Origin of the sequence: Pseudoalteromonas sp. BSi20429, assembly GCF_000238895.1 — a bacterium.
GTDB lineage: Bacteria > Pseudomonadota > Gammaproteobacteria > Enterobacterales > Alteromonadaceae > Pseudoalteromonas > Pseudoalteromonas arctica.
Window position 1 is genome coordinate 126,693 of the sequence record NZ_BADV01000115.1, and the last position, 25,626, is coordinate 152,318.

Annotated in this window: 25 protein-coding genes, 1 tRNA gene and 1 other RNA gene; 4 read left to right on the forward strand and 23 right to left on the reverse strand. The window is 39.6% G+C overall.

Features of this window, described 5'->3' with window-relative positions:
• Window positions 1–105: 105 nt before the first annotated feature.
• The 3 genes from P20429_RS00165 to P20429_RS00155 all read right to left on the reverse strand — a co-directional run bounded on the left by P20429_RS00165 (window position 106) and on the right by P20429_RS00155 (window position 1,634).
• The gene (locus P20429_RS00165) at window positions 106–810 is read right to left on the reverse strand and encodes an NRDE family protein (protein WP_007587297.1); all 705 of its coding nucleotides are present in this window, start codon (window positions 808–810) and stop codon (window positions 106–108) included.
• Window position 811: 1 nt separating this feature from the next.
• On the reverse strand, window positions 812–1,363 hold the full coding sequence (locus P20429_RS00160; RefSeq protein WP_237715170.1) for a hypothetical protein: 552 nt from the start codon (window positions 1,361–1,363) through the stop codon (window positions 812–814).
• A 196-nt stretch (window positions 1,364–1,559) separates the two neighbouring features.
• Window positions 1,560–1,634 (reverse strand) — tRNA-Arg (locus tag P20429_RS00155).
• A 246-nt stretch (window positions 1,635–1,880) separates the two neighbouring features.
• Between P20429_RS00155 and P20429_RS00150 the strand changes: the two genes are divergently transcribed.
• Complete coding sequence (locus tag P20429_RS00150) at window positions 1,881–2,063, forward strand: hypothetical protein (RefSeq protein WP_007587299.1); 183 nt, start codon at window positions 1,881–1,883, stop codon at window positions 2,061–2,063.
• Between the two features lie 3 nt (window positions 2,064–2,066).
• Here P20429_RS00150 and P20429_RS00145 read toward each other — a convergent pair whose 3' ends face one another.
• The 3 genes from P20429_RS00145 to P20429_RS00135 all read right to left on the reverse strand — a co-directional run bounded on the left by P20429_RS00145 (window position 2,067) and on the right by P20429_RS00135 (window position 3,947).
• Window positions 2,067–2,873, reverse strand: coding sequence for a phosphotransferase (locus P20429_RS00145; RefSeq protein WP_007587300.1), 807 nt, complete (start codon window positions 2,871–2,873; stop codon window positions 2,067–2,069).
• Between the two features lie 3 nt (window positions 2,874–2,876).
• Window positions 2,877–3,494, reverse strand: coding sequence for a nicotinamide riboside transporter PnuC (gene pnuC, locus P20429_RS00140; protein WP_007587303.1), 618 nt, complete (start codon window positions 3,492–3,494; stop codon window positions 2,877–2,879).
• Between the two features lie 201 nt (window positions 3,495–3,695).
• The gene (locus P20429_RS00135; protein ID WP_007587304.1) at window positions 3,696–3,947 is read right to left on the reverse strand and encodes a hypothetical protein; all 252 of its coding nucleotides are present in this window, start codon (window positions 3,945–3,947) and stop codon (window positions 3,696–3,698) included.
• A 107-nt stretch (window positions 3,948–4,054) separates the two neighbouring features.
• On the opposite strand from P20429_RS00135, the gene P20429_RS00130 reads away from it, so the two are divergent.
• Window positions 4,055–4,294 (forward strand): DUF2960 domain-containing protein, encoded by a 240-nt coding sequence (locus P20429_RS00130; RefSeq protein ID WP_007587305.1) that lies wholly within the window; start codon window positions 4,055–4,057, stop codon window positions 4,292–4,294.
• A 19-nt stretch (window positions 4,295–4,313) separates the two neighbouring features.
• Here the strand turns inward: P20429_RS00130 and alr are convergent, their stop codons facing one another.
• The 9 genes from alr to rpsF form a co-directional block, all read right to left on the reverse strand.
• Window positions 4,314–5,393 carry an alanine racemase gene (gene alr / locus P20429_RS00125; protein ID WP_007587306.1) on the reverse strand — a complete coding sequence of 360 codons (1,080 nt, stop codon included), beginning with the start codon at window positions 5,391–5,393 and terminating at the stop codon, window positions 4,314–4,316.
• A complete protein-coding gene (dnaB, locus tag P20429_RS00120) occupies window positions 5,393–6,772 on the reverse strand; it encodes a replicative DNA helicase (RefSeq protein ID WP_007587308.1) in 1,380 nt (459 codons plus the stop codon). Before dnaB ends, alr begins: the two co-directional genes overlap by 1 nt.
• A gap of 113 nt (window positions 6,773–6,885) precedes the next feature.
• On the reverse strand, window positions 6,886–7,824 hold the full coding sequence (locus P20429_RS00115; protein WP_007587309.1) for a DUF4097 family beta strand repeat-containing protein: 939 nt from the start codon (window positions 7,822–7,824) through the stop codon (window positions 6,886–6,888).
• A gap of 9 nt (window positions 7,825–7,833) precedes the next feature.
• The gene (locus tag P20429_RS00110; protein WP_033027221.1) at window positions 7,834–8,316 is read right to left on the reverse strand and encodes a hypothetical protein; all 483 of its coding nucleotides are present in this window, start codon (window positions 8,314–8,316) and stop codon (window positions 7,834–7,836) included.
• Complete coding sequence (locus tag P20429_RS00105) at window positions 8,303–8,851, reverse strand: RNA polymerase sigma factor (protein ID WP_007587312.1); 549 nt, start codon at window positions 8,849–8,851, stop codon at window positions 8,303–8,305. The genes P20429_RS00110 and P20429_RS00105 overlap by 14 nt, the downstream gene beginning before the upstream one ends.
• A gap of 219 nt (window positions 8,852–9,070) precedes the next feature.
• On the reverse strand, window positions 9,071–9,523 hold the full coding sequence (gene rplI / locus P20429_RS00100) for a 50S ribosomal protein L9 (protein WP_002962755.1): 453 nt from the start codon (window positions 9,521–9,523) through the stop codon (window positions 9,071–9,073).
• Between the two features lie 35 nt (window positions 9,524–9,558).
• The gene (gene rpsR / locus P20429_RS00095) at window positions 9,559–9,786 is read right to left on the reverse strand and encodes a 30S ribosomal protein S18 (RefSeq protein WP_007378475.1); all 228 of its coding nucleotides are present in this window, start codon (window positions 9,784–9,786) and stop codon (window positions 9,559–9,561) included.
• Between the two features lie 12 nt (window positions 9,787–9,798).
• Window positions 9,799–10,116 (reverse strand): primosomal replication protein N, encoded by a 318-nt coding sequence (gene priB, locus P20429_RS20045; RefSeq protein ID WP_033027223.1) that lies wholly within the window; start codon window positions 10,114–10,116, stop codon window positions 9,799–9,801.
• Window positions 10,117–10,159: 43 nt separating this feature from the next.
• Window positions 10,160–10,501 carry a 30S ribosomal protein S6 gene (gene rpsF, locus P20429_RS00090; protein WP_007378473.1) on the reverse strand — a complete coding sequence of 114 codons (342 nt, stop codon included), beginning with the start codon at window positions 10,499–10,501 and terminating at the stop codon, window positions 10,160–10,162.
• A gap of 377 nt (window positions 10,502–10,878) precedes the next feature.
• Between rpsF and P20429_RS00085 the strand changes: the two genes are divergently transcribed.
• A complete protein-coding gene (locus P20429_RS00085) occupies window positions 10,879–12,078 on the forward strand; it encodes an alpha/beta hydrolase-fold protein (protein WP_007587315.1) in 1,200 nt (399 codons plus the stop codon).
• A 269-nt stretch (window positions 12,079–12,347) separates the two neighbouring features.
• On the opposite strand, the gene P20429_RS00080 is transcribed toward P20429_RS00085, so the two are convergent.
• From P20429_RS00080 to P20429_RS00060, 5 genes are all read right to left on the reverse strand, one after another.
• A complete protein-coding gene (locus P20429_RS00080) occupies window positions 12,348–14,159 on the reverse strand; it encodes a S9 family peptidase (protein WP_081473451.1) in 1,812 nt (603 codons plus the stop codon).
• Between the two features lie 286 nt (window positions 14,160–14,445).
• The gene (locus P20429_RS00075; RefSeq protein ID WP_007587320.1) at window positions 14,446–15,612 is read right to left on the reverse strand and encodes an FAD-dependent monooxygenase; all 1,167 of its coding nucleotides are present in this window, start codon (window positions 15,610–15,612) and stop codon (window positions 14,446–14,448) included.
• On the reverse strand, window positions 15,609–16,796 hold the full coding sequence (ubiH, locus tag P20429_RS00070) for a 2-octaprenyl-6-methoxyphenyl hydroxylase (RefSeq protein ID WP_007587321.1): 1,188 nt from the start codon (window positions 16,794–16,796) through the stop codon (window positions 15,609–15,611). The genes P20429_RS00075 and ubiH overlap by 4 nt, the downstream gene beginning before the upstream one ends.
• Before the next feature lie 15 nt (window positions 16,797–16,811).
• Window positions 16,812–18,134 carry a Xaa-Pro aminopeptidase gene (pepP, locus tag P20429_RS00065; RefSeq protein ID WP_007587322.1) on the reverse strand — a complete coding sequence of 441 codons (1,323 nt, stop codon included), beginning with the start codon at window positions 18,132–18,134 and terminating at the stop codon, window positions 16,812–16,814.
• 30 nt (window positions 18,135–18,164) lie between these two features.
• Window positions 18,165–18,728 carry a UPF0149 family protein gene (locus P20429_RS00060; protein WP_007587323.1) on the reverse strand — a complete coding sequence of 188 codons (564 nt, stop codon included), beginning with the start codon at window positions 18,726–18,728 and terminating at the stop codon, window positions 18,165–18,167.
• A gap of 193 nt (window positions 18,729–18,921) precedes the next feature.
• Between P20429_RS00060 and ssrS the strand changes: the two genes are divergently transcribed.
• A non-coding RNA gene (gene ssrS, locus P20429_RS20490) (6S RNA) lies at window positions 18,922–19,104 on the forward strand.
• Window positions 19,105–19,289: 185 nt separating this feature from the next.
• Here the strand turns inward: ssrS and P20429_RS00055 are convergent.
• From P20429_RS00055 to P20429_RS00045, 3 genes are read right to left on the reverse strand one after another with little or no spacing between them, the layout of a single operon-like run.
• Window positions 19,290–22,373 carry an efflux RND transporter permease subunit gene (locus P20429_RS00055; RefSeq protein WP_007587324.1) on the reverse strand — a complete coding sequence of 1,028 codons (3,084 nt, stop codon included), beginning with the start codon at window positions 22,371–22,373 and terminating at the stop codon, window positions 19,290–19,292.
• Window positions 22,370–23,686: an efflux RND transporter periplasmic adaptor subunit gene (locus P20429_RS00050; protein WP_007587325.1), complete on the reverse strand. Its 1,317-nt coding sequence runs from the start codon at window positions 23,684–23,686 to the stop codon at window positions 22,370–22,372. Before P20429_RS00050 ends, P20429_RS00055 begins: the two co-directional genes overlap by 4 nt.
• Entirely contained in the window at window positions 23,676–25,091 is a 1,416-nt protein-coding gene (locus tag P20429_RS00045) for an efflux transporter outer membrane subunit (RefSeq protein ID WP_033027225.1), read from the reverse strand. Before P20429_RS00045 ends, P20429_RS00050 begins: the two co-directional genes overlap by 11 nt.
• Between the last annotated feature and the right edge of the window lie 535 nt (window positions 25,092–25,626).

Below are 25,626 nucleotides of genomic sequence, written 5' to 3' on the forward strand. Positions count from 1 at the left end.
TCACCTGCTGTATTAATACTGCAGATGAAAATAGAGCAACAAAAAAGTCGACGTAATTAATTGCGTCGACTTTTTTAGTTATGTAACAGCTATAAAAATATTTAGTTAAGCTGCAGCCACTTTTAAACAACTAATGCTGCTAATGAGCTGAGACTGCTTATCAAAATAATTAAAGCGTATAGTGTTACCAACTTTAATATGGCTAATACTGACTGTCATTGCATCTTCTCTTTGCATATTTACACCATATTGGCCTTGCTCGGCTTTGCTGTAATGAAATGCTAAAAACTGCTCACTTGCAGGATATCTTAAGTCAATAAGTTGCTTAAATTGTTGTTTACGCTTTTGTGTAACTGTTTCTAGCTCAACGCCAGATGACGTTGCAAGCGATTCAACTTGGCAATCGATTAATTGTTTTGTGTCCCATCGAACAAAAGCGATGTGACCATTATTTAGCGATAATTTATCCGGAAAAATACACAATTTAAAAGGTGCATAACCCGATAAATCCATATTTTGTAGTTGAGACAATGCAGGGGTATTATTGCTTAGTAAATGCGGGATTAAGAGGCCTCTGCTGTGCTTTACGGCATTTATATCAAATGCACTTTGATAATCGTTTAATAAAGCTAATGTTTGCCCCCAATGCGATACACCAAGCCAAGTACCACCCCCTTGCGGATCGATAGGGTAAATTGCGTTACCTGTGTGCTTACTCGGGGCGATTGCCATTTCTCGCGTTTTTTGTTCATCACGATTAAAAAACAACTCGTAGCCATCATCAGTTAGGAAGTAACTTAAAGTGCACATATTAACTTTGCAGTGATTTAGATTGGCTTTGTTGGCTTTTTTCTCTCAAAAAAGTGGCTGTACTTGGTGCTAACCCAAAGTTCTGGTCGAATGATGCTTTTTGTGCAAAGGTAATTTGTGAAATCATCGCATAGTGATGTACTGCATGGCTTCCTACAAATATAAGCTCTCGTGCTAATGAGGTTGTTACAGTTTGTACATTTTTACTTTTAATTGATACTTCGCTTGAAAGTAACAGCGGTTTATTAAAATCATCTGTACTTAGCTGTTCAATCCACGATGCTATCTCGGCAATTTTTTTTATAGCTTCGCAGGGGTTACTTTCAATATTACTGCCGCGTAGGCGACTATCGTAATCAATATTATTTATACCAAAGCCCGTCATTAAAGATTGGTAATGATCGATAATGTGGCGCATATGTGACCCAGCTGAACTAATGAAATTAGGAGCAACGATTTGCGAATAATCCTCTTTAGTTACACTTTCAAGATAAGCATGTCCTTGAGCGAGTATTTCTAACTGACTATTTAACATTGAATCGGTTTTCCTCATTTATAATTTCGTCGTATATGCTTACATAACGTTAGATAACATTTTGAATAATGCAATTTTGCATTGTATAAATAACTAGAAAGCTGTTCTTACAATAAAATTTCAAAATTTATGCAGTAATACATTTTTAAATACAAAAGTAATTAATGAGAAGCTAGATAATATAGAGGGGAATATTAGTAGATGTAGAAGCAAATGGCGCTCTCGGTAGGGATCGAACCTACAACTCAGCCTCCGGAGGGCCACGTGATATCCATTTCACCACGAGAGCACATTTGTTGCCGCCACACCAACTCGCGATATCAGTGCTTTAGCATCAGCAATGATAAAGAGATCTTTAAATAAATACCAGTAACATCAGCTTATATGCTTATTAATTAAACTCTTTTAAATAAAACACTTCACAATGGCTTAAAAACACGCTATTTATTCTTATTGAATAGGAAACAGTAACGGTTTAGTAACATTGAAACTATGATTGTCGCTGTGCGGATGGATTTAATACGAGGAAATAATGATGAGTTTAATGTCTACTGAGCAAGTTGCTGAGTTTTTAGGTGTAAAAGTAGAGCGTGTAAAACGTCTCTCTAGAGAAAGTTTATTAATTGCTAAATCAGAAGATGAAAATGGTGAACCACAATTTGATACAGCCGAAGTAACAAAATACAAAGAGCTCGCCGAGCGCTTTGGTGGTCTTTAACATCTATAAAAAAGTATTATTAACGAGTTTAGTTAGCTGCGCGCGTAACATTACAGATTTACTAGTTATGCTGCGCTCTTCATACCAGCCAATACATAACACTAAAAAAAACAGCTTATAGTAATTCAGCTTATCCATTGAAGGATTAAACGTTTTTGTTTTATCGATACTATTTTTATAGTTATTTAACAATGCACTTTCACTGCTCTCATTAAGATTAAAGCTCACTGCAAGGGCTGCCAAATCAAAATACACATCATTAGTTTGTGCATATTCAAAGTCAATTAAATACATGCCTGAAGCATTTACAATAATGTTATCTTTTACTAAGTCGTTATGACAAAAGCCTGCATTAAATGACATAGCTGCAACGGCTTTGAGTGCCTTCTCTATTTGAGGTTTGTATTGCGTATATACGTGGGTGCTTTGATAAAAATGAAGCTCTTTAGCTATATCCATTGGCGCGGTAGACACTTTGTAATTGTGCACTTGAGCAAGTTTATTAATAAAGCTAAGCGTTATATCCGATTGCGCGCTCTTGCCTTCAATATAATTAAATACCGCACGACCGTTTTCTTTATCAAGCCAAATAGGCGCAGGACATATATTAAAGTCACTTAAAAAGCGCTGCGCTTCAAGGCCGTCACTTGGCCAATGGCTTTTATAACACTTTAACAAATACCCTTGTTGCTCGGTACGTATTAAAAAATTATCGTTACTAAAGCCATTAAGTAGTCGCTCGCTTGAAACAATGCTTGTAGGCTCTATAAACGCACTACACATTTTTACTAACTGAGTATGTGCAATCATTGATTAAAGCTGTGCTAGAGGCTTAGCTTGGCTTTGTTCGTACTCTTCGTACCAAGTTTTAAAGCCCCACGCAGCCATAATCGTATAAAATATAAAGAGTGCTAGCGTTGGGTAATAGCCTTTTTCATAATATAAATACATAGAAGCGGCATCTATTACAATCCAGTACAGCCAGTTTTCGAGGACTTTTTTAGCCACTAAGTAAGTAGTTACTACGGCAAAACATGTTGTAAAACTATCAAGATAAGCAAAATCGGCATGAGTATAATTTTGCATAACGTAACCAATAACTATTGCAGCTACGGTTGTTAAACTAATTAAAACAGCATGACGGTTTATCGACCACGATGTAATATTTAAATTTGCAGCTTTGCCTTTACGCCATACAACCCAGCCAAATACAGCCATATACATATAATAAAAATTAAGTAACGACTCCATAAGTAATGCGCCATTCCAGTACATTATTGTATAAATGAGCGTGCTAAAGAATGCCGCAGGCCAACACCATAAGCTTTCTTTTATTGCTAATAATAAATAAGCCATCGACAACCCTACCGCAATATATTCCCAATGCGACATTGCTGTAAAACCACTTAAGGTTTGTGTTAAAAAGTCCATATTATGCAGTTACCGTTTAGTTGTGCCGATTGTTATACCAATCTGCTTATATACGGGGTCTATTTAACGTTAAGAAAATTACGTTAGAACTAGGCAAAAATTTTTGTATCTAGTTGTTCTAAATAAAAAATTTTTAACGACGTTATAGTGCAATTTAATTCGTTAAATTGATCAAAGATTTATGCAGGTTGGTATTATAGGTTATTCAGGCGATAAGTCGCCAGAGAGAAACTTACATACAAAAATAGCTTTACCAAATTCTTCATATGAACGTTTAATTTCGGTATTTAACACCTGCATTACTAAATCGTAATCACCAAAAATTTGCGTTGATAACGTGTTAGTAATCACTTTTAAATCATCGTATTCGTTTAATCTGTCAATAAAGCCCTGAATAAACGGGATATAATCTTGGTGAAGTGGGTATTTACTGATCTCTACTGATAATTTCATTTTTGACTCTTTATTTTAATTACCGATTACAACAAGTCATTCAATGCTAGAGCCGTTATTAAATACAGTGTAAAATCGCTGCAACACTCAATTGAAATGAGCTTAATATGGCACGTAGAATAACCTACAAATATAAAAACGAACCGCGCGAGATTAATTTCGCTAAAGATAAATACCACGACATGTATCAAGCAATTGCTGCCGCCGAAGGTATTGATCTAACTAATTACTTAAGCATGGTACAGCAAATAGAAATGACCTCAAAAGGGTCTGCTTCTGTTCGTAACTTTCGCGACCAAGAATTTGCCCGTATGGGCTTTAGCGACGTTTACTTTATAAAAGAGTAAATACCGCTTTATAGCTGTATTAACGCTGATACTCATAACTTACGCGCGGTGTAATATTACATAATAGCTCGTAAGGAATAGTATCAGCGCATAATGCTATTTCTTCAACTGGTAGCTCAGGGCCCCACATAGTGACTCTGTCGCCCACTTTAATATTGTGCTCATTAGCGCCTATATCTACGCTAATCATATCCATAGCAACACTGCCAACAATACCATAACGCTGCTTACCAATTATTACTGGTGTGCCCTCTTTAGCGTGCCGAGGATAACCATCGCCATAACCCATAGCCACAACGGCTAATTTGGTTGGTTTATCGCTTTTCCAACGACCACCATACCCTACCGCCTCATTGGCTGGTACATTACGCACTGCAATTACGCGCGTAGTTAAGCGCATAACTGGTTTTAATTTGTGTTGTTGCCCAATGCTATTTGCCATTGGCGATACGCCATATAACATAAGCCCAGGGCGTACCCAATCACCATGGCCGCTCGGCCATGCAATAATACCAGCAGAATTTGATAAACAATGTGCTTGGTCAATGCCATTCACTAAGTTATCAAATAACGTGATTTGTTGAACCGTTTTGGCATTATCAACATCATCAGCACACGAAAAGTGGGTCATTAAATTAACGGTATTTTTGGCGTTAGGTGTTTTTTGTAAGCGGTTATAAAACTCTTCAAACTGCTCTGGCGCAATACCTAGTCGATGCATACCTGTATTTACTTTTAACCAGCATGTTATTGGCGCATCGAGCTTTGCTTTTTCAAGCGCGGCTAATTGGTATTCGTCATGAATAATAGTTTGAAAGTTATTAGCGAGTAAAATAGGTAAGTCGGCTTTGTTAAAAAAGCCTTCTAGTAAAACTATTGGCTTTGTTAAGCCCCCAGCTCGAAGGGCAAGCCCTTCATCTATTCGCGCCACAGCAAATGCGTCAGCATTATTTAAATGCTGCGCAATCGTTACTAAACCATGCCCGTAAGCATTTGCTTTTAGCACCGCCATTACTTTGCTGTTAGGTGCAAAGCACTTAACTTGCGCTAAATTATGCGCAAGTGCAGCTAAATTAATTTCAGCAGTGGCTAGGCGCATTAGTAATCGTCATCTACCGCTGGTCCCGCGTAATTATCAAAGCGAGAAAATTGACCTTGGAATGTTAAACGCACTTTACCAATTGGGCCGTTACGTTGTTTACCTATGATAATTTCGGCAATACCTTTGTCAGTACTGTCTTCGTTATAAACTTCATCACGGTAAATAAACATGATTAAATCGGCATCCTGCTCTATCGACCCCGACTCACGTAAATCTGAGTTAATAGGACGTTTATCGGCACGTTGCTCTAGCGTACGGTTAAGCTGCGAAAGCGCAACAACCGGACATTTTAGCTCTTTTGCTAGTGCTTTAAGTGAACGTGAAATTTCAGCAATTTCGAGCGTTCGGTTATCAGCAAGGCTTGGTACACGCATTAACTGCAAGTAATCGACCATGATCATACTAATGCCACCGTGGTCGCGGGCTATACGCCTTGCACGTGAACGTACATCGGTAGGTGTTAAGCCCGATGCATCATCAACGTACATTTTACCTTTTTCCATCAACAAGCCCATTGTTGATGAAAGTCGTGCCCAATCGTCATCATCTAATTGACCAGTACGTACCTTAGTTTGGTTAATACGGCCAAGAGACGCTAACATCCTCATCATAATTTGTTCTGAAGGCATCTCTAGAGAGTAAATTAATACTGGTTTGTCTTGAGTCATTGCAGCATGTTCTGCAAGGTTCATCGCAAAAGTGGTTTTACCCATAGATGGACGCGCTGCAACAATAATTAAGTCAGAAGGCTGTAAGCCCGTCGTCATTTTATCAAGATCGGCATAACCTGTACTTACACCCGTAACACCATCTTGTGGTGATTGATAAAGCTCTTCTATTTTATCAACGGTTTTTTCAAGGATGCTATGAATGCTTTGCGGGCCTTCATTATTTTTTGTTCGTTGCTCAGCTATTTTAAACACTTTGCTTTCGGCAAAATCGAGTAAGTCGTGACTGGTACGCCCTTCGGTGTTAAAACCCGCTTCTGCAATTTCGTTCGCTACGCCAATCATTTCACGTACAACAGCACGTTCGCGTACAATACTTGCGTAAGCGTCAATGTTAGCAGCACTTGGCGTGTTTTTAGCTATTTCTGCTAAATAAGCAAAGCCACCAATTCCTGCAAGTTTATTATTTTTTTCTAAACTTTCAGAAATAGTGATTAAATCTATCGGATCGCCAATCTCAGCAAGTGCCGTCATCGCTTCAAAAATTAACTTATGCGTGCGGGTATAAAAATCCTGTGATACAACAAGTTCAGCTACGCGGTCAAACGCTTGGTTATCAAGCATTAAGCCACCTAAAACAGATTGTTCAGCTTCTATTGAATGGGGAGGAACTTTAAGTGTATCGACTTGCTTATCTGGTTTGGCCATAACTTCACAGTAGTAAAATTGAATGGCTCTATTCTATCGACTTGAAGGGGCTGTGCAAATAGAAAAGCAGGAAATCTTTTCCTGCTTTTTGTAATCGTGAAGGTGAATGAGCGTTATTTAATACGAAGCTCTATGCGTCCACTAATTGTATCCATTTCAACATTAGCATTACCGCCATTAATGCTAAATTCTAAATCACTGGCTGGGCCGTATTTAGCTTTACTGACTTTATCGCTAGTAACTTTATTAATGATTTTGCCATTAGCGTGCGCTTTAATTTCAAAATTTGCAGATACGCTGTCAGGAAAGTAAAAATCACCATCGCCACTTACCGATTCAAAACGTACATCACCGCCTTTTAAAAGCTCTTTAATATGTACTTCGGCTTCGCCATTCACCGTGTTAATACGTAAGTTTTTAATTGACGATAGCGTAAAATCTATATCGCCATTTACATTTTCAAGGCGCACATCATTGGCGCTTGAGGTTGATTTAATATCGCCATTAACAGCGCTAAAACGTAGTTCACCACTTGATTTTCTATCGTTAATTTCGCCATTTACGGTTTCAAATTGAATATTACCACTTAGGTTTTCTGCATTTACATCACCATTTACGGTGGTGAGCTTAATGTTGCCAGTAATATCATCTACCGTAATTTCACCATTAACCACATCAACTTCAGCGCCGTTTTTTAGCTCTTTCGCAGTCACCGATACATTAACGCCAGCAAACTCTAAACTACTGCTTTTAGGCATAAATATGGTTAGGCTTGAGCCATCGCCATTATTACTCCAATTTGATTTACGTGGCATTTTTACAATAAACTGAGTTTTATCGCCATTTGTTTTAAGCTCATAACCCTCGGCTTTGTCATCAAGCTCGCCAGATACTTTAAATTCGTTTTTATCCCAGCCTGTAATATGTATATCACCGCGTTGGTTTTCAATAAAAATAGTGCCGCCACTTGGTACGTCTATTTGCTTATCTATTTTTTCACCCGCTAATACCGCCAACGGAAATAAGCTCAGTCCTAATAAAATCGCTTTCATGTCGTACTCCTAAATGTGCTGCCAACGTGGCGCGTGCACCTTGTTAATTAAATCAAGTTGTTGTTGATATATTTGCGCTAACATTGTTAGTAGCGCTTGGTTTTGTGGCTCATTTTCAAGAACTTGCTTTATTGCTTGCTCTGCGTTTTCGAGCTCTTGTAGCTGCGTTTGCCAGTTAGTGGTCAATGCTTCTTTATTTTCATATTCAACCAACAAACTGTTTTTTTGCGCCGAAAAGTAATCACTTATAGCCACTACGGGTTGTGGCTCGGGCGCTATAACAAATAGATTTACAGCAATTAAAGCAACTAATGTGCAGGCAGCTATTGCTGTTAGTTTTGGCCAAATAGCAGTGCCTTTTAGGTCCTGCTTATTACTAACCATTGCTCGCTCAATTCCCGCCCATAGGTCTTTTTGTGGCGTAATGTCTTTATCAAGCGTGTTTAATGACTCATTTAAATAGTCGTCAAAATTTGGTTTATTCATTTTCATACCACTCTTGTAGTAGCTGCCTAGCACGATGATATTGCGATTTACTTGAACCAACAGCCATACCTAATTGCTCGGCTATTTCCTCGTGCCTGTAACCTTCGATTGCAAACAACACAAACACCATACGTGCGCGCTCAGGGAGCCTTACTATTAATTTATCGAGACCATTTAAGCCTTTGCAGTCATTAGCTGATTGCTCATCCATACCGCAGTGTTCAATGCTCACTACTTTTTGCAGCCAATTTTTTTGCTTGCGTAAGTAGTTAATCGCAACATTACTGGCAACGCTGTAGAGCCAAGTAGAAAACTGCGAGCGACCGTCAAATTGCGCTATTTTACGCCATACCTGTACAAACACTTCTTGGGCTGCATCTTCAGCATGCGCTTGGTCCGCTAATAAGCGTAAACATAAACCGTAGACTCGTTTTATATGTAACTCATAAAGCGTTGTGTATGCGCCTTGATCACCCAATTTAACACGCTCAATGAGCTTAGCTTCGCATAAAGGCGTTTGTTCGGGTTTAACGTGTAACATCCGTGATGTCGCCTTTTAATTATTATTATTGAGTTAGTGTATTGATAAGTTAGACGTAATAACAGTTCAAAAAGGTTTAAAGGGAATGAAAAAATAATTGAATAAAAAAGGGGCTTGTACGAGGTTGTATTTAACTGTGCCCTTAACTAATAAAGTTAGCCAAATTACAGACACAAAAAAGCCGTGCTAATAGCACGGCTTTTGTCGCTTAATTAAAAATTAAGCTTCAGCGATTACGATTACTTTAATAGTAGCCGTTACGTCTGAGTGAACTGAAATTGATACGTCAAATTCACCTGTCTCACGGATAGTACCTAGAGGCAAACGAACTTCTGACTTAGCAACTTCAACACCAACAGCTGAGATAGCGTCAGCGATGTCACGAGTACCGATTGAACCGAATAACTTACCTTCGTCACCAGCTTTAGATACTAATGTAACTTCTGCTAATGCTTCTAGTTTTTCAGCGCGTGCTTGTGCAGCAACTAACTGTTCAGCGATTTTCGCTTCAAGTTCTGCACGACGAGCGTCAAACGTTTCAATGTTAGCTTTAGTCGCAGGAACTGCCTTACCTTGAGGGAAAAGGAAGTTACGTGCGAAACCAGATTTAACTACAACCTGTTCACCTAGGCTACCTAGGTTAGCGATCTTATCTAGTAGAATAACTTGCATGTTTCTACACCTTTTAAAAACTGTTAATCCGCTGCTTACTTATGTAAGTCAGTGTATGGAAGAAGGGCTAAGTAGCGAGCACGCTTAATAGCAGTTGCTAGCTGGCGCTGAAATTTAGCGCTAGTACCTGTGATACGGCTAGGTACGATTTTGCCACTTTCTGTAACATAGTTTCTAAGAGTAGCTAGATCTTTGTAATCGATTTGTTTTACGCCTTCCGCTTTAAAGCGGCAGAACTTACGACGTCTGAAATAACGTGCCATGAGATTAATTCCTCAAATAATTCTTTCTATATGCTGAGCATGCAAAACCAATTGGCTAAGGCCGTTACGACCTTCGTGGCGATTTAAAAAACCACTCACTTGCAATGCCTGCCCAACGTGCAAATGTTGAGTCTGTTGTTGCATTTGCTTTCCACTGGCAACTACCTGAAGCCTCACGTAACTATTACGGTTAAGGTCTGCTTCGGTTTGCATCGATTTATGTTCTACAACAAAAATGCAATGCGGGATGCCAGCAGGGCTTTGGCTAAACTTGGGAGTTTTACAAACTACCCCAGATATAACCAGCTGATTCGTATATGGGCTAACCATTATAGTAACTGCTGATTACATGCCATGCTAGGACTCAAAACAATTAAGCAGCTGGTGCTTCTTTCTTCTCTTCTCTTGCAAGAGGAGACGCTTCAGTTTCAGCAGTTTTAGTGCGGATAACTAAGTTACGAAGCACTGCATCGTTGTAGCGGAAAGTAGTTTCTAGCTCGCTGATTACTTCAGTTGGTGCTTCAACGTTCATAAGAACATAGTGAGCTTTATGAAGCTTGTTAATTGGGTAAGCCAATTGACGACGGCCCCAATCTTCAAGACGGTGGATAACACCACCAGCTTCAGTGATAGAACCAGTATAACGTTCGATCATACCAGCAACTTGCTCACTCTGATCTGGGTGAACCATGAATACGATTTCGTAATGACGCATGGATATTCCTTACGGTTAATAGAGCCTTCTACCGTTTCGGCCGGTCGGTTTAAGGCAAGGAATTAATAGTTTAAAAGCCGAAATGAGCGCGCATTTTACGCTTAGACGGATAATTAAGCAAGCAGGTTTTTTAAGCTTTTATAGATAAGTGTTTAAAGGTAAACATTTCGAGCTTCGCTCGTCGCGTCAGCAAGCTGTACGCCCACCGCAAAAGTTAAGCACCGAGTATAATCTCTCTTGTAGAAGCCGAGCTTACTCGAGTGAAAAGCGATAGCTTTTAATTGCTTAAGCTTTATGTTTACCCCGAAAATATAAACATTTACTCAAGCTTAAAGCCGTGCAATTATTAAGCAATACATTATTAAATAAGGATATTTATGAAGCTCTTACTATCGCTTGTATTAATACTTACTTTTAGCACGCCGCTTTTAAGTCACGCAAAAACCAATACAACTGACATAACCGTTGGTAAAAAAGTCGTTCTGCAATCAAAAATACTTAACGAAGACAGACCCATTAAAATTTTCATACCTGACACTGTAAAAGACGATCAGCCGCTTTATGTTATTTATTTACTTGATGGTGTTGAGCACTTTCATACGGCGTCTGGTGTTATTAAATCCCTTGTTGATTACGAGCAGATACCTAACGCAATGCTCGTTGGTATTGATACAACTAACCGTGTTCGCGATTATTTACCCAAAGTAGAAGGCGAGCCTAAAACAGAGTTTCAAACTTTTGTTAAAAACAAATGGCCTGACGCAGGGCAAACCGACAAGTTTTTAAAATTTGTGTCTGATGAACTCATGCCTTATATAAACAGTAATTACTCAACTAACGGCTACAACACCTTAATTGGCCACTCTAATGCAGGTACTTTAGCGCTTTATACTTTAGTTAATCAGCCTGAGTTATTTAATAACTATATAGCTATAAGCCCAAATAGTTGGTGGAGTGATGAAGAATTAAAAAATAATATTATAAAATACACTAAAAACCCTAAAGGTGATCAGGCGTTATTTATTAGTGTAGCAAGCGAAGGAGCACGCTTTTATACAGGCGTATTAAATACTTTGGTAAATTTAGAGCAACAAACGCCCTCGCAGCTTAAATGGGAATATAAGCATTACCCCGCTTTTACTCATATGGGCACCATACTACCAGCGCTTAGCGATAGCCTAATTCATTTATTTAGCGACCTAATATTTAAAGTTACTGACGAGCACGGAAAGTTTGCTGATGTATCGCTCATTACAGGTTATTACCAAGCACTTAGTGATAAGTACGGGTTTGAGCTTAAAGCTCCACAAGATGTATACGTAGAGTTTGCTCATAGCCAGCAAAAGTTTGGTAATACAGCTAAAGCTATAGCCACGCTTAAACACTTTACTACCGATTACCCCAATGCAACTTATTCTCACATGCGTTTATCGCAAGGCTATACTGCAGACAAACAGTTTAAAGAAGCCGTTACCAGCATGAAACACGCACTCGAGCTTGCAAAAGAAAACAAAAAAGACCCGCTGTTAATTGATGCGCTCAAAGATATGGTGAATGAAGCACAAAAGAATTTGTAACTGATTTAACGCAAAGCGCTTTTTAACTAACGATAGTAATTACGAGCTACGCTCGTCGCGTCAGCAAGCTAAACGCCTACAGATAAAATTAAGCTCAGTGTTAAACTTTGCATGTAGACGCCGAACTTGCTCGCGTGAAAAGCGCGGCTTTAAATATGTTCAAAACTATTTTAAAAACAAAAAACCGATGTTTAAACTAAACATCGGTTTTTTATAATAACTAGAAAATTTAAAATAGGTTTCGAGTTAAAAAACGCTCACTCATTTATTTACAAGTGTTTTTTAAGAAACTCAGTAACCTCTTTGTATTGTACTTTTAAGCTTTCTGGGTCATCAAAAAAGTGTGTTCCGTCATCAATTTCAACATACTTTATATCTAGATTTCGCTTTGCTTTATCATAAAAATATTTTGATTGTCGATAGTCAACTCTCGTATCTTTTGTCCCATGGATAAGTAAAAGTGGGGCTTTAATTCGGTTAATCATATTGATTGCCGAAACCTCAGATAATGCATCAACGGCTTTACTATCAGTCATATCAACAATATTACCTAGGTAGGCATCTTGTCGCTCTTCATCCTCAACTAACCCTTTTAGATCCGATATTCCAGAAATACTAATAATACATTTAAAGCGATCGGGCTCTTGCCATGCAGCTGTTAATGCAACATAACCACCATAACTTGCGCCATAAATACATGCATTATTTTTTGATGTTAATCCGGTTCTAGTAGCCCAATCCATTGCATCATATACATCTTGTTGCATACGTTTACCCCACTGATAATAACCATCAGTTTCAAAAGCACTACCAAAACCTTCTGAGCCCCTGAAGTTCACTTGCAATACCGCATAACCTAAACTAACTAAATATTGAAGCTCTCGATTAAAGTATTTGTAGTCTCGACTATGAGGTCCTCCGTGAGGCATTACAATTAGCGGCGGAGTTTTAATCCCTTCTGGTTTTGTAAAATAGCCTGAGATTTCAGCTCCATCGCTCGCTTTAAAGCTATAGTTTTGCACTGGTACAAATTTATTACGTGCTAAATAAGGAAATTTAGATAACCAAGCGCCGCCCTTCTTTGTGTTTAAATCAAAATAATAATAAGTAGGGCTGACTGAATCACTTATTACATTTACAAGAATTCGTGTTCTATCTTTACTGCGGCTAACAATACTAGCTTGCTTATCACCAAATAAATTAGTAACCATAAGCTCTTGCTTACCGTCTACCTCTGAAAAATAATGGCTCTTGTAGAAATCATCATAGTAGCCAACCCCTATAAAATCGCCCTCACTATTAACGATTGCATTATTTATATCGTATTTATCATTGCTATAAACAAGCTCTTCAAACTCCCCTGACTCGATATCATATGACCATAAAGCTTGTCTGTGTAATACACGATCAGAAAGGACGTAAGCTTTTGTACCATCTTCATTAAGGCCTTGGATGGAGAAAGTACTATCTTCACCCAAAATATGGGTATGAATCATTTTTAATGCTTCATCTTTCTTTGCTCGATACCATATTGAAGCAATAAACTTATCATCTTTTTTATCAATTGCGATCCCCAGGCGTAAAACTCCCTTAGGGTCTGCATACCAACTTCCAATATTTTCTTTATTCCTCTGAATTTTATCAAAACTAGAATCACCTAATTCAACTTTAAAAACAGAATAAGCTTTATCTTTTTCATCAAACGTTGACACTAGCGCGAAATCTGGCTCATTTTTAAGTGAGGAAACGAGTCTGAAACTCTGATATCTATACCACCTATATTCAGAAAAACGTCGCGTAGTTAGCATTTTACTTTCATTGGTTTCAACATTGATCGAATATAACCTTGAAACTCTCATGTATTGACCATTGACATATTCAGGGTAACTAGCAGAAACAATGATATATTTATTACCTGACCAACGAATAAAGTCGACTCTGTCTTTATCTTTTTTGAGACTTGCTAATATATTGAATTCGATACTAGGAAATTTAGCTAAACTGATAGTAGGACCTTCAGCAGTATTATAAAGTGTTGCTATCATTTCTCCATTTGGCGATATTTGTGGTTGCTCTACCATTGGAAGTTTAGCGTAAGACTCCCACGGTTTATCTTTTGCATGAACTACAGACGCAGTTAATAAAAAAATAAGAGTGTTATTTTTAACATTTATTTCTTCCTTAAAATTTAGTAAAAACTTTTTATCATATTTAATGTAAAAATAACAAAATTTACCGAAAAAACATACAAAGTAAGTACTTAATTTATTTTAATAAAAAACCGATGCTTAAATTAAACATCGGTTTTTTATTAAAAGCGAATAACTAACCGCTTTTCTCGTTGGGTTTTGTTTCACTCAACCTACATCACTTTCCTATCGCTTCTTTGGCGAACAGGTGCTTGATTGGCCCAAGATTATCAACTAATGATAGCCCTACTCCGCGAATAAGCTTTTTAAATGGGTTTGCACCTTCAAATAACTCTTTTAGCCCTTGCATCATAGCTATGTGCTTTTGTGCATCGAGCTTACGAGTGCGCTCGTAATCGCGCAGTGTGCGAGTGCTTGCAAACTCCTTGCTATCGCTTGTCAAAAGCTCAATTAAATAAGCCGCATCTTTTAGGCCTAGGTTCATACCAAGCCCTGCAAGTGGATGGATTGTATGTGCAGCATCGCCAATGAGTACCACTTTGCCTGAAACCCATTGCTGAGCGTAGCGCATTTTAAGTGGGAAAGCAGCGCGCTTACTTTGCACTTCACACAAACCGCATTGACCATCTATTGCAGCCATAACGGCTTTATTAAAGGCACAATCGTCCATTGCAAGCAGCTCATCGCAGTGGTTTGGGCTTGTAGACCATACTATTGAATGCGTATTTGCATCGCTCAGAGGTAAAAATGCCAGTGGCCCGGTTGGTAAAAACACTTGGCGTGCGGTATTTACGTGCGGCTCTTTAGTTTTAACAGTCGCAACTAGCGCATGGTGATCGTAATCTTTAAAGCTAAGCGCCATATTAAATTGTTTACGTATAGCTGAATTTGCACCATCAGCCGCCACCAGCAGTTTTGCAATAATTGGCTCGCCGCTTTTAAGCGTTATAAATACATCAGATTCGCTTTGATGTATTTGCTGATACTGCGTATCAAACATTAGTGTTGCACTGCTTTGTTGCTCTAGCTCTTTTATAAGCGCGTAGCGGATAATGTCGTTTTCAACAATATGGCCTAAATGCTCAAGCTCTAGTTGTTCGTTATTAAACGCTATTTTGCCAAAACTGTCGGCATCACGTACATCCATATGCGTATAAGCGCACGCTCGCTGTGCGATAATTTCGGGCCATACGTTTAATTGCTCAAGCAAGGTTTGACTTGCAATGCTTAGCGCACTTACACGCAAACCATATTCGTCAGTTGGCAACGCTTGTGTTGGTGCGCCGTCGAGTACAACGACGCTTATATCGGCTTTTGCCAATCCAAGTGCCAGTGTCAACCCTACGCAGCCACCACCTACAATACAAACCTGTGCTTGCTTCATAAACGCCTACCTTGTTTAACTTGCCCCATTAACTGTTTGGCTAATGGCGCTTTTAATGCGGGAAATAAATCCATCGAAAACAACCCAATACTGCGCCCCAATGCGAGCACTCGCGATGAGTTTGAAAAAAGCCTAACAAGTGCATCGGTTAAACTCATTACGGTTTTTATATCATCACTGCGCTTTTTTGAATATTCACGTGTAAACGCATAGCTGCCTAAATCGTGTTGGCTGTTTGCTATTAAATTACTAAGTACTTGCACGTCGCGAAGGCCCAAATTAAAACCTTGCCCTGCAATAGGATGAATAGCATGTGCAGCATTACCAATAACCACTGTACGGTGCGCAATTAAAGACTCAACTTGCCCGTAAACGAGCGGGTAACTCGTGCGCATGCCTACTTTAGTAAATTGCCCACCGCGATAACCAAACGCGCTTTGCAGTGCACTTATAAAGTCTTGTTCATTAAGTGCCATGTGCTGTTCAACCTGATCTTGGCGCATACACCATACTAACGAATAACGGTTATTGCTCATGGGTAATAACGCCATAGGCCCGTTTTGTGTAAAGCGCTCAAAGGCATGATTATTATGCCCACCAGCCACTTCTACATTAGCAATAATAGCGCCTTGTTCATAAGGCTGGGTATTAAAACCAAGCCCGAGTAAACTACGTGTTGGTGATTGTGCGCCATCAGCAATAACCAATAGCGCTGCGTTTAATTGCTCGCCGCTTTGTAGGGTGAGTGTATTGCTATGCAGAGTTTGCTCAATGGCAGTTACGCTATCGGGGCACAAAAGCGTAATATTTGACTGCGTTAAACGCAGGTGAAGCGCTCGGCCAAATGGATTTACTTCTACTACGTAACCAAGTGAGGGCTTAGCAAATTCGTCGCAATTAATGTGCGCTTTGCCAAAGTGGCCTCTATCAGACACGCTCACTTTTTTGATTGCTGCGGTGTAAGGGGCATTTTGCTCAAATAAATTGAGGCTTTGTAAATACTCTACCGATTGCTGAGCAAGTGCAATGCTTCTGTCGTCAAAGCTTGGGTGGTAGTCGCCGGTTACTTGATTAGCTTCTACAACGGCAATATTTAACGCGGGATTAGTTTTAGCCACACTTAATGCGCAGCTTGCTCCCGCTAAACCACCGCCAATAATAACTACATCAAACTGCTTAGCCACTATACTCTCCGAGCTTTATACGTTTTTAGCACTTTGCATAAGTGCTTCTATATCGCTAATTTTTTTAGGTACGCTTAGGGTCAAGTTTTCATGGCCGGTTTCGGTAACTAGCAAGTTATCTTCGATACGAATGCCAATGCCTTTGTATTTTTGCGGTGCGCTTGAGTCTTCGCTTATATAAAGCCCTGGCTCTATAGTGAGTACCATACCCGGCTCAAATGCCCGCTCAGCGTTATTTACTTTGTAATCGCCAACATCATGTACATCTAAACCAAGCCAATGCCCAAGCCCGTGCATGTAATATTCTTTACACGCACCTTTTGCCATTAGCTCGTCAAAGTCGCCGGTTAAAATACCTAAATCAAGTAAACCTTGGGTCATTACTTCCATTGCTAGTTTATTAGCATGCGACATATAACCACCGGGTTTTACTTCATCAAAAGCAACTTCTTGCGCTTTAAGAACAATATTATAAAGCGCGGCTTGCTCTTCGCTAAATTGTCCATTTACTGGAAAAGTACGGGTGATATCGGCGGCGTAACCTTGTAGCTCGCAACCGGAGTCTATAAGTACCAGGTCGCCATTTTTTAATACGTCGCTATTTTGCGTGTAATGTAAAATATTGGCGTTGTCGCCACTACCAACAATTGTGCCGTATGCAGGGTGCGGCGCACCATTCATGGCATAATGATGATGCAGCTCTGCCTCTAGCTGAAATTCAGTAGCTCCGGGGTGTGAAAAACGCATAGCGCGCATGTGCCCTCGCGCACTAATTTCACAGCCTTCTCGCATAACATCTATCTCGCTTGGCGATTTAAACAAACGCATTTCATGAATAAGGCCGCGTATTTCTTTTAAATTACTCGGTGCTTTGAGGCCTTTTCGAGAGCCACTTCGAAGCGTACCTAGTAACGAAAACACTTTGCTATCAAATGAGGGGTAAGCACCTTGTGCAAAATAGAGCGCATTTTTTGCATTTAGCATATCGAGTGTTTTATCGTTTAATTCACTTAGCGGGTAAGCTTCATCAAACAGGTAGTCACTTTTAGCTTTATCAAAGCCAACTCTGCGGCCATGCCAAATTTCTGCAAGCTTGTCTTTATCTAGGCAAAATAAAGTACTGGGTGCATCGCTGTTATTACAGAGTACAAGTACGGCGTCGGGTTCGTTAAAGCCAGTTAAGTAAAAAAAGTCGCTATCTTGTCTAAATGCATATTCGGTATCGCGGCTGCGCGTAACTTCGCTCGCAGCGGGAATAATAGCAACGCTATTTTCATCCATTTGAGCAAGTAAGCGCTCGCGACGTGCTTTAAATTCTGACTTTTGTACTTCAACCATTATTAACCAACCCGTTTTGCTTTTTAAAAGTTAATGAAGTGTTTTTTTAGTACTTTGCGTGCTTTGCTCTTTACCAAGCTCTGCAAAACAAAGTAGTGCTGATACACGCACATATTCAATCACTTCGTGCAGCGCTTGGCTGTCTTCTTCGGTTTCTTCAAAAGTAGTATCTAGGCGAGTGATTTCGCTAAAGTCAGTAATAACCTCTTTAACATCACTCGATAGTTTACCGTAGTCTTTTTGCTTTAAACCAAAACCAAGCATAAAACCCGCTACCCATGATACGAGGCCATTAGCCTGATCGATGAGTGTTTCGTCGTCGCTTGGTAAAAATAAATCAAACTGAAATTCATCATCATTAAAGCTCGCCACTACTTGCTTATAAATAGTGCCAAAAAACTGCTTTAAATCGTTACTAAACGATTCACCATCGTTAAACACATCACTCAAAAGGCCTAAGTATTCTTTGTCGTCAATGGTTAAACCACACGCAAGTAAACCACTAATCACACCATGCGCTTCAGCAGGTGATACAAATATTTCGTTTTTTTCTAAAAGCAGTTGAGCTTTTTCGTAATCGGGTAAATCGTTCATAATCGAATCTTCGCTTTGCAAGTTAAGGCAATGCTACCACTCGATAAAAAGCAACTCCAATTAATTGTATGATCAAGCTCAAAAACCATGCGATAAAGTAAATGATGAGTTAAAGGTGCGGAAAAACTAAGCGAACGGTTTAATTTTTTACGTTTGGGGTTTAAGGATTGGATTATGTCTTATATACTTAAATTGTTCCCTGGGGTACCGGAGCTTAGTTAAGTCCCTGAGCCGATAAATTTTATACCAGGGTTTCTGTTCGTCTACTATTGTGCAGGCTCGGCATGTACCGAGAAGCCTACGGTAAACCGCAGATTCCCGCCCTGAAACCTTCTGGTTTCAGGACTGAAACCGAGTACCGTATCTTGGGGAACACCTTTTTAGCAAACCCTCGCCTTTAAAAGGCTTTATCAAAAAATTAACCTTCCTGTTTACTCTTATATTTATCTAAATTTTTTATTCACTTATCTTCAATTGTCTAATATTACTTTTTAGCTTATAAAAAAAGCCGCAGGTAATTACTTACCTACAGCTTTAATAATCACGTATTTAAGAGTGAAGTTATTTAAACCAACCTTGAAAACGCTCCATTAGCATGTAGTTTATTGGTACTAACAATAAAGTAATAAAGGTAGCAAAAATAATCCCAAACCCTAAGCTCACCGCCATTGGTATTAAAAACTGTGCCTGAGTCGCTTTTTCAAACAGTAATGGCATTAAGCCAATAAAGGTCGTTAAACTAGTTAGCATTACAGGGCGAAAACGTGATGCACCTGCAATTTTTATAGCATCGAGAACTTTACCACCTTCACTCCGCTTTTTATTAATAAAATCAACGAGTACAAGCGAATCATTTACCACCACCCCGGTTAGCGCAAGCATACCGAGTAAACTCATAATAGTTAAGTCCATTCCCATAATCCAATGCCCTACTACAGCACCTATCATGCCAAATGGGATTACACTCATTACTATGATTGGTTGTAAGTAAGATTTAAGCGGTATTGCTAATAGCGCATAGATTATGAAAAATACAAACACAAGTGCCCAAGCCAACGAACCAAACGACTCTCTTTGCTCTTTAGCCTCACCTTCTAGTTTGTAATCTACTCCAGGATATTGCTGCATTAACCCATCTAAATACTCCGTTAGGTCAGCCTGCAGTATGGTCATGTTGGTATTATTTTTTTCGATATCGGCTGTTACGTTTAATGTGCGGTAACGGTCTATTCGATTAATAGTTGATGGACTTTGCCCAGCAGTAAGTGTTGCCACATGCGACAATGGCACTGAGCCTCCATCAGGCGTATTTATAAGTATGTTTTGTAGGTCAGCTACAGAGCGGCGCTCATCTATAGGTAAGCGTACCATTACACGTACATCATCCCTGCCTCGCTGAATACGTTGTGCTTGCGAGCCAAAAAACGAGTTACGTACTTGTCCTGCTACATTGACTCTATTTAAGCCCAGCGCTAAACCTTGTTGCGTAAGCTCTATTTGTAACTCTTCTTTACCGTCGGACATACTATCGGCAATATCAAATACCGTTGGATAGGTCGATAAACGGGTTTTAATGTGATCAGCCACGTCTTGTAAAATAGTCAACGAAGTGCCGCTAAGCTGAACATCAATGGGGTCTGAACTTCGGCCAATTTCGGCTCTAAACGTTAAACTTTCGGCGCCTGGTATCACACCAATTAAATCGCGCCATTCGCTGGCAAGTTCTCGTGATCCTATGTCTGATTCACGCTTTTCAGCCGGTGTTATTTCAAAGCGTACAGAGCCTGAATTAGATACACCACCACGCCCGCCTGTTGTGGCTAATATATTTAAAATAACGCTTTCGCCAGTATCTGGATCGCGGTATTTTTCTTGTAATTGCTGCGCCTTTTGCGACATGTCAATTACGTATTTATTCGTTACTTCAAACGGTGTACCTGTTGGTAGTGTTAAGTTAACGCGGACTGTTTCGCTTGGTATGCGCGGGAAAAATACAAACTTAGTCCAACCGCTGGTGATCATGGTTAAAATTATAACAAATACACCAATAAACAAGCTTACCGAAGCCAATTTATGGCGCAGTGCTAAATTTAAAGTGGGTTGATAGTATTTTAAAATCGCGTTTTCAAATCCATCTGCAAAACGCTGTTGAATAACATCAAACTTTGAAGGTTCGCCTTTTTCGTGGCGTAGTTTTATATATTTTAAATGTGCTGGTAGTACAAATTTAGATTCAATCAATGAAAACAATAATACCGGAATAACCACTACCGGTATTTGTGCAAACAAGGCACCACGCGCCCCTTCAATAAAGGCCAAAGGTAAAAAGGCAGCAACGGTAGTCAACACACCAAATGTTACTGGTGTTGCTACTTCTTGAGTACCTAAAATTGCGGCCTGCTCGCCCGACGTAGCTGTTTTTAAATGGGTGTAGACGTTTTCACCGGTAACTATGGCGTCATCAACAACAATCCCCAGTACCAATATAAAGCCAAATAAGCTCATAATATTAAGGGTTACGCCAAAAATAGGCATCGCTATAAACGCGCCCATAAACGAAACCGGAATACCAATAAATACCCAAAATGCAATTGCAGGGCGTAAAAACAAAGTAAGTAAAGCCAGTACTAAAATACCGCCTTGTAAAGCATTGGTAGTAAGGGTCGAAATACGACTTTTAACCAGCTCCGAATCATCATCCCAGTAACTTAGTTCAAACCCTTGCGGGAGAGAGCTTTGCTGCTCTTTTATGTAGTTTTTAACATCGTCAGCAACTGTAATCGCACTTTGTGGACCAATTCGATATACGTCGATAAATGCAGCTTGCTTACCATTAAAGCGAGTACGTACTGGTGTTTCTTCAAAATCATCTTTTATAGTCGCTATATCACCTAAGCGAATAATAGTGCCATCGGCTTGGTTTTTAACAACAATGCTGGCAAATTCATCTTTACGATATGCTTGCCCTTTAGAGCTTATAAGTACGTCCCCGCCTTCTGTTTTTAAGTTACCAGCAGAAATATCTGAGCTTGAGTTTGAAATAGCACTCGATATTTGTGCCAAGCTTAAATCGTACTGACGAAGAATATCTTGGCTTACTTCAATGGCTATTTCGTAATCACGAACGCCACTTAGCTCTACCTGCGTTACATTAGGTAAACGTAGGATTTGATCGCGTACTGTTTCTGCGTATTCGCGGGTTTCTTTTTCGCCATAGTCACTCGATACGGTAACCGCGATAACTTCACGAATTCGCTCAGCAAGCGCTACTATCGGCTTTTCAGCATCGGCTGGAAAAGTGTTAATTGCGTCTACACGACTTTTTATATCAGCTAAAAGCTCACGAGGGTCGTAACCGCTTTCCACTTCTATTGTCACAGAGCCTGAACCTTCAGAAGAGCGACTAAATATTTGCTTTATGCCCTCTAAATCTTGTACTGCTTCTTCTATTCGTATAGTTACACCTTGCTCTACATCCTCTGGTGTTGAACCACGCAAACTTACATTTACGCTTATCATGTCGGTTTCGAATGAAGGAAATACCTCAAGCGGTATTTTGCTTGATAAGCTAAAAAGTCCCGACAGTAACAGCGTTACTAGCAATAAGTTAGCAGCAACATGGTTTTTGGCAAACCAAGCGATCATGGCTTATCTCCTTGCTTTGCTGCGCGGCGTTTTTTTAGCTCTTCAACACTAATACCCTGCTCTTTTGCTTTTTGCTCAAGCTGCTCTGGCGTCGGGCGCTTTCCTTTACCTTGCCTATTAGCTCCTCGGCTTTTAGGTTGCTCTGTGCTTTGTTCGCCTAAAATACTTACCTGAGTTCCAGAACTCACTTGCCCTAGTGGAGTAATAACCAGTTTATCATTTGGATTTAATCCCGTTTTTATCATCGCTTGTGTCGCATTTTGCCAAGCAAGTGTAATGTCTTTACGCTTAAGTACACCCTCTTCAACAACATAAACATACGTCCCTTGATAAATAGTACTGTTAGGGATTATAAGTGCGTTAGGAACTGTTTTACCGGTAATTTGCGCCTTTATGTATTGCCCTATTTTTATTGGGTACTGGTTATTAGCCGTTGCTTTATATGGGTCGTTAATTTTAGCAACTACGTAAAGCTGTTGTGCACCTTCATCTATAGCACCTTCGGTACGCGCTAGCTGCCCTTGCCACGTTTGCTCACCCACTAAGTCAGAGGTAAATTTAACAATTGAACCTGCTTGATTTTTGGCGCCATCACGATATTGCTCTGGTAAATTTACGAACGGAAGATCTTTATTTTTAATCGGTAAACGAATCTCTACGCTATCGATTGCGTAAATAGTGGCAAGCTGGGTATTGTTAGTAACAACTTGCCCCAAATCAACACTACGGCTAAGTATACGACCCGCATATGGCGCGGTTACTTTAGTGCGCTCTAAATCAAGCATGGCTTTTTCAAGTACTGCTTGAGCAGATAAAACTTCTGCTTCGGCTGCTGCAAGTTGTGGTTCACGCAGTACTAGGCTGCTTGCCTGATTTGAGCCGCCAAGGCGTTTCCAATCAGTAATAGCTTGTTGTCCACGCGCTTTTTCTTCTAATAAGCCTTGCTCTGCCGTTAATAAATTGGCTTGAGCAGATTTAACTTCAGCTTGATGATCTCTATCGTCTAGCTTTAAAAGTACGTCGCCCTTTTCAAAAAAGCCACCTTCTCTAAAGTCATCACTTACTTCAATTATTTGCCCAGATGCCTGAGCAACTAATAAACTTTGTGTACGTGGTTTTACCGTACCGTAGCTATCAATCATCACTTGGTAATTTTGTGGTTTAAGCTCAAGCGCAGCCACACTTATTGATGCTTTAGGAGGTGAGCCAAAGCGTTTAGCCTCTGGCGGATTACCTTTAATAAACATAACAATTAAAATAGTGGCAATAATAACCACCGCTGGAATAATAATTTTTGCTGTTTTAGTTTTCATCATTATTGCTCTTTAGTTCACTTGAGGGCTTTGCAAAATCACCACCAAGGGCAACGTGTAAGTTAATTCTGTTAACTATTAATTGGTTTTTAATGTCGATTAAGGAGCTTTGTGCATCGAAAGACCTGCCTTGTGCGTCAAGCACCGTAGTGTAAGTTACCAAGCCACTTTGATATTGCTCAAACGACAACTGCTCTGCTGCAAGTGCGTTTTCTTGCGCCTCAAGGGTGCTGCTATATTGCGCTTTGAGGGACTGCTGCTGTGAAATCGCATTTTCTACATCACCAAATGCATCGTAAAGCGTTTGCAAATAAAGTTGCTCTTGCTTTTGAGTATTAAGGCGCGCTATTTCTTCATTCGCTTTTAAGCGTCCGCCCTCAAAAAGTGGTGCTGAAATACTACCTAATAACGACCATGCAAGGCTTGATGGAGAAAACAAGTCGCTTACTCTGTCGGTGCTATCACTTAGTGAAGCTGTTAAGTTTAAACTTGGAAAGCGTTGTTTGTGCGCATACGCCAATGAAGCGTCGGTGGCTAAAAGATCATACCAACTTGCTCGCAGCGTAGGTTTACGTGTTATAAGTTCAGAAGGTAAGCCTAGTGGAATATCGGTATTAATAACGGGTAAGTCGCTACTAGCAGTAATGGCACCTTTTGGGTATTCACCCAGTAAACGCTCAAGTACACGTGCCGAAGCCGTTAAGTTCGCCGTTTGAGTGGCAATGCGAGCGCGTTCAGTATTGAGCTCATTACGAGCTAAATATACATCGAGTGCTTCGTTTATACCTTGGCGATAGCCAGACTCGATAATATCTAGGTTTTGCTGTGCGTTAGCTTCTCTGCGTTTAAATAAATCGAGTAATTGTTGTGATGTAACAACATCAAACCAGCCTGTTACCACATCAGCAACGAGTTGCTGTTTAGCTTGCTCAAACCGTGCCTGTTGCGCTAAATAGTTAAGATTAGCTTCGCGCTTTGAATCTGAAAGCTTACCCCATAAATCAACCTCGTAAGTTAAGTTTAAACTAACTGAACTTGCGTTGTCGTAGCTCACTGGGCGGTTGTCTTTACTACGGCTAGTACGCGTTGATAAATCGAGGCTAGGCCAAAGCGCAGCGCCCGATACTATAAGCTGTTGTTTTTGAATTTCTACATCGTAACTAGTTTGTAAAAGCTGTTGGTTGTTTTTAAGTGCTTGTTGTACAAATTTGTTAAGCGTAGGGTTTTGTAGTTGTGTAAGCCATTGCTCTTGTACTTTTAATACCGAGCTTGATGCTTCTTGCTGCCATTGCTGTGGCATATTATTAGGCGCTTGCATGCGCTGCGACGAGTTAAAATCACTCGCACAGCCGCTAAGCAGCATCACACTAATTGCCAATAGGGTTGGCTTGCATTGCCAAATCATAATTAAACCTAAATTACTGCTATTTATGAACGTAATTCAAGCACTTTGGCAACTTTTGCTCAACCTACTTTACATAACATTACATAGCTAGCGATGAACTAACATAATAGCCAGTTATACGGTAAAAATGAGCAAATGATCAGCAATTTTTAATAATAAAAAATTAACTTTTTGTAGTGTGTCTAAGAGATTATACCAATTCGCTTAATTAAGTGGTCTATTTTGAGGTAAGAAAATCGTGTCGATAACAAGGCAAAAATTTCGTTATTTAGTTGCTCTATATCAGAAATTTTTAACGCAGTTAGCGTCAGGTTTAATCACTCAAATTAATTAAGTATTATTGCGGATTGGTATTAGACATATAGAAACAGAAAAGCCCCGCTATAAGCGAGGCTTTTGAATAAATGGTGCCGACTAACTAAGTCGAACGGATAACTTATACAGACTATTGATTACAAGTCAGTTGCTTTGCTCTTAACTATGGGTATTTTTAATTCTCAAGTTGAAAACAAAAAAGCCTCGCTATAAGCGAGGC

What these genes read in the sequence shown, in the direction of transcription:
- rpsR (WP_007378475.1), bottom strand. Translation starts at nt 9,786, where the DNA reads ATGGCACGTTATTTCAGACGTCGTAAGTTCTGCCGCTTTAAAGCGGAA.
- P20429_RS00115 (WP_007587309.1), bottom strand. Translation starts at nt 7,824, where the DNA reads ATGAAAGCGATTTTATTAGGACTGAGCTTATTTCCGTTGGCGGTATTA.
- rpsF (WP_007378473.1), bottom strand. Translation starts at nt 10,501, where the DNA reads ATGCGTCATTACGAAATCGTATTCATGGTTCACCCAGATCAGAGTGAG.
- P20429_RS00130 (WP_007587305.1), top strand. Translation starts at nt 4,055, where the DNA reads ATGGCACGTAGAATAACCTACAAATATAAAAACGAACCGCGCGAGATT.
- pnuC (WP_007587303.1), bottom strand. Translation starts at nt 3,494, where the DNA reads ATGGACTTTTTAACACAAACCTTAAGTGGTTTTACAGCAATGTCGCAT.
- P20429_RS00110 (WP_033027221.1), bottom strand. Translation starts at nt 8,316, where the DNA reads ATGAAAATGAATAAACCAAATTTTGACGACTATTTAAATGAGTCATTA.
- rplI (WP_002962755.1), bottom strand. Translation starts at nt 9,523, where the DNA reads ATGCAAGTTATTCTACTAGATAAGATCGCTAACCTAGGTAGCCTAGGT.
- P20429_RS00075 (WP_007587320.1), bottom strand. Translation starts at nt 15,612, where the DNA reads ATGAAGCAAGCACAGGTTTGTATTGTAGGTGGTGGCTGCGTAGGGTTG.
- P20429_RS00145 (WP_007587300.1), bottom strand. Translation starts at nt 2,873, where the DNA reads ATGATTGCACATACTCAGTTAGTAAAAATGTGTAGTGCGTTTATAGAG.
- P20429_RS00165 (WP_007587297.1), bottom strand. Translation starts at nt 810, where the DNA reads ATGTGCACTTTAAGTTACTTCCTAACTGATGATGGCTACGAGTTGTTT.
- P20429_RS00085 (WP_007587315.1), top strand. Translation starts at nt 10,879, where the DNA reads ATGAAGCTCTTACTATCGCTTGTATTAATACTTACTTTTAGCACGCCG.
- P20429_RS00135 (WP_007587304.1), bottom strand. Translation starts at nt 3,947, where the DNA reads ATGAAATTATCAGTAGAGATCAGTAAATACCCACTTCACCAAGATTAT.
- pepP (WP_007587322.1), bottom strand. Translation starts at nt 18,134, where the DNA reads ATGGTTGAAGTACAAAAGTCAGAATTTAAAGCACGTCGCGAGCGCTTA.
- P20429_RS00080 (WP_081473451.1), bottom strand. Translation starts at nt 14,159, where the DNA reads ATGGTAGAGCAACCACAAATATCGCCAAATGGAGAAATGATAGCAACA.
- P20429_RS00045 (WP_033027225.1), bottom strand. Translation starts at nt 25,091, where the DNA reads ATGATTTGGCAATGCAAGCCAACCCTATTGGCAATTAGTGTGATGCTG.
- alr (WP_007587306.1), bottom strand. Translation starts at nt 5,393, where the DNA reads ATGCGCCTAGCCACTGCTGAAATTAATTTAGCTGCACTTGCGCATAAT.
- priB (WP_033027223.1), bottom strand. Translation starts at nt 10,116, where the DNA reads ATGGTTAGCCCATATACGAATCAGCTGGTTATATCTGGGGTAGTTTGT.
- P20429_RS00150 (WP_007587299.1), top strand. Translation starts at nt 1,881, where the DNA reads ATGAGTTTAATGTCTACTGAGCAAGTTGCTGAGTTTTTAGGTGTAAAA.
- dnaB (WP_007587308.1), bottom strand. Translation starts at nt 6,772, where the DNA reads ATGGCCAAACCAGATAAGCAAGTCGATACACTTAAAGTTCCTCCCCAT.
- P20429_RS00105 (WP_007587312.1), bottom strand. Translation starts at nt 8,851, where the DNA reads ATGTTACACGTTAAACCCGAACAAACGCCTTTATGCGAAGCTAAGCTC.
- P20429_RS00055 (WP_007587324.1), bottom strand. Translation starts at nt 22,373, where the DNA reads ATGATCGCTTGGTTTGCCAAAAACCATGTTGCTGCTAACTTATTGCTA.
- P20429_RS00060 (WP_007587323.1), bottom strand. Translation starts at nt 18,728, where the DNA reads ATGAACGATTTACCCGATTACGAAAAAGCTCAACTGCTTTTAGAAAAA.
- P20429_RS00160 (WP_237715170.1), bottom strand. Translation starts at nt 1,363, where the DNA reads ATGAGGAAAACCGATTCAATGTTAAATAGTCAGTTAGAAATACTCGCT.
- P20429_RS00050 (WP_007587325.1), bottom strand. Translation starts at nt 23,686, where the DNA reads ATGAAAACTAAAACAGCAAAAATTATTATTCCAGCGGTGGTTATTATT.